General features: G+C 45.2%; 11 protein-coding genes. 8 read left to right on the forward strand and 3 right to left on the reverse strand.

The annotated features are described in order from the left end of the window. The first annotated feature begins 19 nt into the window (after positions 1-19). Genes AACW75_RS13305 through AACW75_RS13320 form a run of 4 tightly spaced genes read left to right on the forward strand, consistent with a single transcriptional unit; the run spans position 20 to position 3,279 of the window. A complete protein-coding gene (locus AACW75_RS13305; RefSeq protein ID WP_145571807.1) occupies positions 20-1,111 on the forward strand; it encodes a LysM peptidoglycan-binding domain-containing protein in 1,092 nt (363 codons plus the stop codon). Then, positions 1,108-2,220, forward strand: coding sequence for a DNA-processing protein DprA (dprA, locus tag AACW75_RS13310; RefSeq protein WP_145571805.1), 1,113 nt, complete (start codon positions 1,108-1,110; stop codon positions 2,218-2,220). The genes AACW75_RS13305 and dprA overlap by 4 nt, the downstream gene beginning before the upstream one ends. 3 nt (positions 2,221-2,223) lie before the next feature. Next, positions 2,224-2,700 carry a DUF494 family protein gene (locus AACW75_RS13315; RefSeq protein WP_009848094.1) on the forward strand — a complete coding sequence of 159 codons (477 nt, stop codon included), beginning with the start codon at positions 2,224-2,226 and terminating at the stop codon, positions 2,698-2,700. A gap of 12 nt (positions 2,701-2,712) precedes the next feature. After that, a complete protein-coding gene (locus tag AACW75_RS13320; RefSeq protein ID WP_145571802.1) occupies positions 2,713-3,279 on the forward strand; it encodes a DNA topoisomerase family protein in 567 nt (188 codons plus the stop codon). Positions 3,280-3,369: 90 nt separating this feature from the next. Here the strand turns inward: AACW75_RS13320 and AACW75_RS13325 are convergent, their stop codons facing one another. Continuing rightward, the gene (locus AACW75_RS13325) at positions 3,370-4,500 is read right to left on the reverse strand and encodes a 5-(carboxyamino)imidazole ribonucleotide synthase (protein ID WP_102554492.1); all 1,131 of its coding nucleotides are present in this window, start codon (positions 4,498-4,500) and stop codon (positions 3,370-3,372) included. 5 nt (positions 4,501-4,505) lie between these two features. After that, positions 4,506-4,991 carry a 5-(carboxyamino)imidazole ribonucleotide mutase gene (gene purE, locus AACW75_RS13330; RefSeq protein ID WP_017073863.1) on the reverse strand — a complete coding sequence of 162 codons (486 nt, stop codon included), beginning with the start codon at positions 4,989-4,991 and terminating at the stop codon, positions 4,506-4,508. 195 nt (positions 4,992-5,186) lie between these two features. Between purE and AACW75_RS13335 the strand changes: the two genes are divergently transcribed. The 4 genes from AACW75_RS13335 to AACW75_RS13350 all read left to right on the forward strand — a co-directional run bounded on the left by AACW75_RS13335 (position 5,187) and on the right by AACW75_RS13350 (position 7,873). Next, a complete protein-coding gene (locus AACW75_RS13335) occupies positions 5,187-5,744 on the forward strand; it encodes an L-threonylcarbamoyladenylate synthase (RefSeq protein WP_029224901.1) in 558 nt (185 codons plus the stop codon). A 19-nt stretch (positions 5,745-5,763) separates the two neighbouring features. After that, the gene (gene hemF, locus AACW75_RS13340) at positions 5,764-6,681 is read left to right on the forward strand and encodes an oxygen-dependent coproporphyrinogen oxidase (protein WP_145571801.1); all 918 of its coding nucleotides are present in this window, start codon (positions 5,764-5,766) and stop codon (positions 6,679-6,681) included. A gap of 74 nt (positions 6,682-6,755) precedes the next feature. After that, positions 6,756-7,586: a shikimate dehydrogenase gene (aroE, locus tag AACW75_RS13345; protein ID WP_145571799.1), complete on the forward strand. Its 831-nt coding sequence runs from the start codon at positions 6,756-6,758 to the stop codon at positions 7,584-7,586. A 17-nt stretch (positions 7,587-7,603) separates the two neighbouring features. Next, entirely contained in the window at positions 7,604-7,873 is a 270-nt protein-coding gene (locus AACW75_RS13350; RefSeq protein ID WP_017073867.1) for a DUF1488 family protein, read from the forward strand. On the opposite strand, the gene AACW75_RS13355 is transcribed toward AACW75_RS13350, so the two are convergent. After that, complete coding sequence (locus tag AACW75_RS13355) at positions 7,870-8,415, reverse strand: gamma carbonic anhydrase family protein (protein ID WP_017073868.1); 546 nt, start codon at positions 8,413-8,415, stop codon at positions 7,870-7,872. The two genes, AACW75_RS13350 and AACW75_RS13355, sit on opposite strands and share 4 nt — an antisense overlap. Positions 8,416-8,645: the final 230 nt, after the last annotated feature.

Below are 8,645 nucleotides of genomic sequence, written 5' to 3' on the forward strand. Positions count from 1 at the left end.
AGACCAAGGAACCTAGGTCATGCGTCATTTTTCTCCCACTTTTTCTTTTATTTGTGCCTCGCTTTCGTTCGCCGTTATGGCTGGAAATAGTGAGCAACCTTTAACCATTAAACAAGGCGCACCCGAGGCGTATGTGGTGGTTAAGGGTGATACCTTATGGGATATATCTAGGATGTACCTCGATAGCCCATGGTTATGGCCAAGGTTATGGCAAGTAAATCCAGAGATAGAAAACCCTCACCTTATTTACCCTGGAGATAAATTATCTTTGGTTTGGATTAATGGCGAGCCTGTATTGAGCCTCAAACCCGTTATCAAGCTTAGCCCTAAGATTCGTATCTCTGAGAAGAAAGCAGTACCTACCGTGAATGAGGGCCTGGTTCTGCCGTATTTACAATCTGATCGCTTGGTTGAGCAGCAAGGTATTCAATCGGCTCAACGAGTGTTGGGGACGAGTGATGGCAAGCGGTTCTTATCGGGTGAGGACAGACTGTTTATCTCAGGCAACCAGCAATATCAAAAGTGGGGAATTTACCGCGCCGTCGAAACCTACCACCGACAGCAACCTCAAGCGAGTATGACCTCGTTACGTTTGGTCGCCACGGCACGCTTAAAAGAGGTGGATGCTGAGTTCAGTAGTTTACAGATAGAGACTCAGCTGCAAGAGGTGTTACTTAATGACCTCGTGTCACCAGAGCTTGGCGTTGGTCAGGTGAAGCTCTCAACCACGTTTTACCCTGCGCCTAGTGCTGCGGGTCAGTTTGCCAATATCTTGGGTTCATTAGATGGCAGCCAATACAGCGCAAAGAATCAGGTGGTTGTTATCAATAAAGGCTCACAGGACAATCTTCGCCAAGGCTCTATGTTTACGCTTAGTGAAAGCGGCGCTGTGGTGTTTGGTAAGCAAGGTGAATACAGCTACAAAGAGTCTGCGGCGAGCGATAAGGTGCAATTGCCAAGTACCTCACTCGGTAGTTTGATGGTCATCCGCCCTTACGAGTATTTTAGCCTCGCCCTGATTACTCAGAGCTCTAAGCCTGTTAGCAATGACATTCTGGCGGTATCCCCTTTGGATCTTGTTTTGACGGAACAAGTTAAGGGCTCAGAGTGAATGAGCAACAACTTAGCGCTTGGCTCACGCTGAGTTTTGTTCCGCAATTGGGTGGCAAGCGACTTTCTCGACTGCTGAGTATTGACTCTCCTTCTAATATTGTTGGCTACTCAAGCCAACAGCTGCAAGCGATTGGTTTGTCAGCTAAGCAAATATCTTATCTAAGAGAGCAAGCCCCACGGGAAGTAGAGGCTTGTTTCGCGTGGCAAGCAAAACAACCCAACCACTACATCATCACTCCGAATTGCCCACACTATCCTAAATTGTTGAATGAGATCGCCTCTGCACCAAGTGTGCTTTTCGTCAAAGGTCACGTTGAAAAACTGATTGAGCCCCAAATAGCTATGGTCGGCAGTCGCAATGCCAGTATTGAAGGGCTACAGACTGCGAAATCTTTCGCTAAAGAGTTTGTAAAAAATGGTTTAATTGTAACCAGTGGATTAGCGCTAGGCATCGATGGTTATGCTCATGATGGCGCTTTGGATAAAGGAGGAGAAACCTTTGCCGTATTAGGCTCAGGTCTTGACTCTATCTACCCAGCACGACACAGAAATTTAGCCGATAGAATTTGTGAGAATGGTGCGTTGATTTCAGAGTTCCGTCCAGACGCCAAACCCAGACCTGAACATTTTCCTCGTCGTAACCGTATTATTAGTGGCTTATCTTTGGGAACATTAGTTATTGAGGCGGCTGAAAAAAGTGGTTCTTTAATTACGGCTCGTTATGCCTTAGAGCAAGGTAGGGAAGTGTTTGCGCTCCCAGGCTCGATCCATAGCCCAACCAGTCGTGGAGGCAATAGCTTAATTAAAGCTGGCGCATGTTTGGTACAGAGTGCTCAAGATGTATTGGTTGAAATAAAGAGTCTGTTAAACTGGTCTATAGATCAACAGCCAAGCTTGTTCGAACCCTCACAAAGTATGGGTGAGAATGAACAATTGCCATTTCCACAGCTGTTCGCTAACGTAGGGCTAGAGGCGACACCCGTTGATATTTTGGCACAGAGAACCCATATACCTGTGCATGAGGTCATGATGCAGCTTTTAGAGCTTGAGCTCTCAGGGCATGTTGTTGCAGTTTCCGGTGGCTATATTCGAAAGGGGAGAGGCTAAGCTATGATGATGGACATACTGATGTACTTGTTTGAAACCTACATCCATAGCGATTCTGAATTGCAGGTGGATCAAGATGAGCTGGAAGATGAACTTCTTCGAGCAGGGTTTCACCAAGATGATATTTATAAGGCTCTCCATTGGTTAGAAGATCTTGCTGCATTGCAAGATACCGAGAACCAAGCGGCGATTAGTGTGTGTTCCAATACCTCGATGCGTATTTATACCAGTCGAGAGATTTCACGTATTAATATGGAGTGTCGAGGTTTCTTATTGTTCCTTGAACAGATCAACGTACTCACGACAGAGATTCGTGAAATGGTGATTGATCGTGTGATGGGGCTTGAGACCAACGAATTTGAATTGGATGATCTGAAATGGATTATCTTAATGGTGCTATTTAATGTGCCGGGTAATGAAAGTGCTTACACGCAAATGGAAGAGCTGTTGTACACCAAAGAGCAAGGTATCTTGCATTAATACAGGCTTATCATGAGTAATAAGATTGATAATCAGCTTTTTTCAGCACATGAACATGCGTTGGAGCATGAACCATGTCCACAGTGTGGTGGAGAGCTTCAGCTTCGTCATGGTAAGCACGGCCCGTTTTTAGGCTGTAAGCAGTATCCTGATTGTGATTACATCAAGCCACTGCATCAAAATGATGGTCACGTGGTTAAAGAGCTGGGTGTGCCATGTCCTAAATGCCAAAACGAGTTGGTGTTAAGACAAGGTCGCTTTGGGATGTTCATTGGCTGTAGCAGCTATCCAGAATGTAATCACATCGAATCTTTGGACCAACCTAAAGACCAACCTGAAGAGCAGCCACTTGTTGCGTGCCCTGAGTGTGGTCGAGGCCATTTGGTTGAGCGTAAATCTCGCTATGGCAAAACCTTCTATGCTTGTGATAACTACCCGAAGTGTAAGTTTGCAGTCAATCAGCCTCCTATTTTAGGTCGCTGTGAAGAGTGTCAGTTTCCGTTGTTACTTGAGAAGAAAACAGCCAGTGGCACTAAGAAGCAGTGTGCTGATCGCAAGTGTCATCACATTCAATCTTAGTAGTAATGCTAATCACAGTAAGTGAATGATAAGACATAAAAAACGGCGCTCACTGAGCGCCGTTTTTATATTAATAAACCAATGTAGGGCTTACTTCATCTGCTCAGCAAACTCATGCACAGCAGGGTAGGCTTTCTTATCAAGAATATCAGCCAGTGAACATAACGTTCTTTTCAGCTCGGCGTTGTAGTCTGCGCTCACATTGATGTGGCCCATTTTACGACCCGCTCGCTTCTCTTTGCCATACCAATGAACATGACAGCCACCTTGAGCCAAAATCACTTCAGGTAACGTATCTTCACCAAGAATGTTGATCATAGCCGTTGGGCGAATGAGTTTAGTACTGCCTAATGGCATGCTACACACGGCACGCAGGTGGTTCTCAAACTGACAAGTCTCAGCACCTTGTTGAGTCCAGTGACCAGAGTTATGAACACGTGGTGCAATCTCATTAACAAGCAGTGAACCTTGAACGTCAAAGAACTCTAGAGCGAGCACGCCAACGTAGTCCAAACGCTCAGCAACGGCGGTGAACATGGTTTTTGCTTGCTCTTGCAGTTCAATGTCATCAATGGCTGTTGATAAGCTCAATACGCCGTCGACGTGAACATTTTCGGCTAGTGGGTATACTTGAATCTCTCCATTGATACCACGAGCACCGACAAGTGATACTTCGCGGTCAAACGGAACAAACTCTTCAGCAACAATCGCTTGGTTGTCTGTTGTTGCAATGCACTCAGTCATTTCTGTCCAAGTTGACTCAACATTATCTAATGTCTTTAAGCGCCACTGGCCTTTGCCATCGTAGCCGCCAAGTGTGCTCTTCAAGACCATTGGCAAGCCTACGTGAGCAATCGCAGCGTCAAAGTCTTCGCGAGAGTTAATCACGTAGTACTTAGCATTTTTTACATTTGCTTCGTCTAACAGGGCTTTTTCAAGACGACGGTCACCGCCAGCTTTGATTGCTTCTGTTGTCGGTAAGAACTTACCGCTGCGCTCACACACCTCAAGTACATCGTGAGGGATATGTTCGAATTCAGCAGTAATGACGTCCGCACGCTCAATCGCATTTTCTAGGCCGTTGCCTAGAATCGCTTGCGTTAATGGATGAACAATATTTTTGCTGCCAACATCAAAAGCAGAAATTTCAATATTCAGCGGTGCCCCAGCTAGGGACATCATGCGAGCAAGTTGGCCCGCGCCTAACACAAGAACATGCATGGAAATTAGTCCTCTGCAGGGTTTGGATTAGCAAGAACCGTTTCTGTTTGCTCAGAGCGGAACGCTTCGACTTTTGCCATCACGTCTTCATTGTGTGTACCAATGATTTGAGCCGCTAGGATGCCAGCATTGGCAGCGCCAGCTTCACCGATAGCCAGAGTGCCTACCGCGATGCCTTTTGGCATTTGTACGATAGAAAGCAGAGAGTCCATGCCTTTTAGTGCTTTAGACTGAACAGGAACACCCAAAACAGGTACGCTTGTGAAAGCAGCAGCCATACCTGGAAGGTGGGCAGCGCCGCCCGCTCCTGCAATAATTACTTTAATACCGCGCTCTTTCGCACTGGTTGCGTAGTCTGCAAGCAACTGAGGTGTGCGGTGAGCAGAAACCACTTTTGTTTCGTACGCCACGCCAAATTGATCCAACATTTCTGCAGCTAGCTTCATTGTTGGCCAATCAGATTTAGAACCCATGATAATACCGACAGTCATCTCAAACTCCTTCAGGTACGATTTAATTAGTGATTAGATATTTTGCGCGCATTATACGGGTAAAATCGCTCAAGGAAAACGTTTGCGTCAGTCTAAGTTGTTAATTGATACATTTTATGAACAAATAGCTTTAGTCACAGTGAATGATAATTTGTACACTTAGCGAGTTCGATAACAGAATTAATGAGGCAACTCTTGGATAACTTTCAACATACTTTGCAGGCATTACAACAAGGTGAAGTCATTGCTTACCCGACCGAAGGCGTTTTTGGGGTTGGTTGTGATCCTGATAATCCACAAGCCATCAAGAAATTGCTCGACTTAAAACAGCGACCGATGGAGAAAGGGTTGATCCTAATTGCTGCGAGTTACGAGCAGTTGTTGCCTTATATTGACGAAAGCCAGCTGACGGAAGTGCAGTTAGCGACCGTAAAAGCAACATGGCCAGGCCCGGTGACTTGGATCATGCCAACCAGTAGCAAAGTGACAGACTGGGTCAGCGGCCAATTTGATTCCATTGCAGTACGAGTGACTGATCACCCTTTGGTTCAAAGGATGTGTAATGAATTCGGTAAGCCGTTAACCTCTACCAGTGCTAACCTGACTGGAGAACCGCCTTGCATGACGACTGAAGAAGTTCAGCAGCAACTTGGCCAATACCTAGTCGCTATTTTAGAAGGTCAAACGGGTGGTCGTGAGAAACCAAGCGAAATTAGAGATGCAAAAACGTCGAAAATATTAAGACAGGGTTAAACCCTGCAAAGGAAGTAAGATGTCAGCAATTGATAAAGAAGCAGTAAAGAAGTTTTTACTGAGCCTACAAGATTCGATTTGCCAACAGCTTGAACAAGCTGATGGTGCAGCTCTTTTTGAAGAAGATGCATGGCAGCGTGAACCTGGCGAACGCCTTGGTGGCGGTGGTCGAACTCGTGTGATGACCAACGGTGCGATATTTGAGCAAGGCGGTGTTAACTTTTCTCATGTCGCTGGTAAGGCTATGCCTGCCTCTGCAACCGCTCACCGTCCTGAATTAGCCGGACGTAAGTTTGAAGCTATGGGTGTCTCATTAGTTATCCACCCTAAAAACCCATACATCCCAACCTCACACGCGAACGTACGATTCTTTATTGCCGAAAAGGAAGGGGAAGATCCTATCTGGTGGTTCGGTGGTGGTTTTGATTTAACGCCATTCTATCCTGTCGATGAAGATTGCCAATCTTGGCATCAAACTGCTAAAGATCTTTGTGTGCCATTTGGTGATGATGTTTACCAAGAGCATAAAGAGTGGTGTGATAAATACTTCTATCTGCCTCACCGAGACGAAACACGCGGTGTGGGTGGTCTGTTCTTTGATGATCTTAACGAGTGGGGCTTTGAAAAGAGCTTTGCTTATATGCAGGCGGTGGGTGAAGGTTTTGCAGCCGCATACTTACCAATAGTAGAACGACGCAAAGAGACGCCTTATGGTGAACGTGAGCGTGATTTCCAGTTGTATCGCCGTGGTCGCTATGTTGAATTTAACTTAGTCTATGACCGTGGCACCCTATTTGGTCTACAAAGTGGTGGTCGCACAGAATCAATATTAATGTCGATGCCGCCATTGGCTCGTTGGGAATATCGCTACGAACCTCAAGCGGGTTCACCAGAAGCTCTGCTTTATAGCGACTACCTAAAGCCTCGAGTTTGGTAGTTCTTCCTTCCTTATAGGGATAGTGATAGGGTCATCTATATAGATGACCTTTTTTATTTCTGTTAGGTAAGGATATGACACAGCAAGTAGATCGTTATGCCGTTTTCGGTAACCCTATTGGGCAAAGCAAATCGCCATTCATTCACACATTATTTGCTCGCCAAACCAGCCAACAACTTACCTATACAGCATTACAGCCAGAACATGGTGAATTTATCACTGCTGCGAAAGCCTTTTTCAGCGAAGGTGGTAGAGGATGTAATGTCACAGCACCTTTTAAAGAAGATGCGTATCAGTTTGCCAATCGCCTAACTGAGAGGGCTGAACTAGCAGGTGCCGTAAACACACTTAAGAAGCTCGATGACGGAGAAATCATTGGTGATAACACCGATGGTGAGGGTTTAGTTCAAGACCTGCTTCAACATCAAGTTGCGTTAAAAGGAGCTCGCGTTCTTCTTCTTGGCGCTGGTGGTGCTGCGAGAGGAGTGATTCAACCTCTTCTCGACCAAAAACCAAAACAGTTGGTGGTCGCAAACAGAACCAGTTCAAAGGCTGAACTTCTGGCTGAGATGTTTTCTTCGCATGGCAACATCAAGGGGATGGGGTTAAGTGATGTTAATGAAGGCTTTGATGTCATTATTAACTCTACTTCATCAGGTCTAAGCGGGCAGCTTCCTGAAGTGTCCGATGCTATTTTCAATTCTAATAGCGCCGTTTATGACATGGTTTACGGATCTGGAACGACGGTATTCAATCAGTGGGCATTAGATAATGGTGTTCATGCTGCTTATGATGGTTTGGGTATGCTAGTGGGGCAGGCAGCAGAGAGCTTTATGCTTTGGCGTGGCCTTCGTCCGGGAACAAAACAGATTTTAAGAGAACTACGTAAAAACCTAGAGATGTAATGAGGTATTTATAAAAAATGAATCAATCAATTCTATTTCCAGATATCCAAGATTGGGATGAAGATAATCAATCAATCACCTTCCCAGCACAGCAGTCGGGCGCGCTGATTGAGTGTGTTATGTCTATTGAAGAATTATCAAGATTAGCCGGTAAAGAGATAAAAGAAGGCGACCAAGCTTTAACTCTCTTTGCTGAGTTGCGTTTTGATATTGAAGAGTTGGCTGAAGAGCTAATAGAAGAAGAGGAGTATGACTCCTCTAATCGAATTCAGATTAAAGCGCTTTAGGCTGGAAGCACAGAGTCTAGATAGTCGTTTTTGTTCTGAACATAGTTGTCAGCTGACTTCTGTAAAAAGGCACGTTCTTTATCGTTTAATGGGCGTGCTTGCTTTACTGGGCTTCCTACATATAGATAACCACTTTCAAGGACCTTGTTCGGTGGCACTAAGCTACCAGCACCAATCATCACTTCTTGTTTGATGATGACGCCATCAAGCACGATTGCTCCCATACCAACCAGTACGCGATCTTCAATGGTGCAGCCATGCAACATTACTTTATGCCCGATAGTGACATCATTACCTATTAATAGAGGGTAACCCTCAGGGTTTTCAGCGTTCTTATGGGTAACATGTAAAACACTACCGTCTTGGATATTCGTTCTATCTCCGATATGAATGTGGTTCACATCCCCTCGAGCGGCAACCAAAGGCCACACGCTAGAGTCGTTACCGATTTTGATATCACCAACCAGTACCGAACTTGTATCTATATAGACACCTTGTCCAATCTGAGGGGATATTCCTTTATAACTGCGTATTGAACTCATAAGTCCTCCTTTATATAGGCACCTTAAGCCCTTAATTACGGCGAATACTAGTGTAAATGGGGTGTTTTGAGCAAAAAACGTTCGAACAATCAAAAAAGTAAGAAAAACTTCAAAAAGGGCTTGCCAGTGTGATCGAAATCTCTATAATGCGACCTCGTTGAAACGGGAAGGCTTCGTAAGAAACCAAAACGAATCAGCAGGTCAAATTAGCCAAGCTAAGCGCTTGAAAA

Origin of the sequence: Vibrio sp. L3-7 (assembly GCF_963898195.1) — a bacterium.
Classification (GTDB): Bacteria; Pseudomonadota; Gammaproteobacteria; order Enterobacterales; family Vibrionaceae; genus Vibrio; species Vibrio echinoideorum.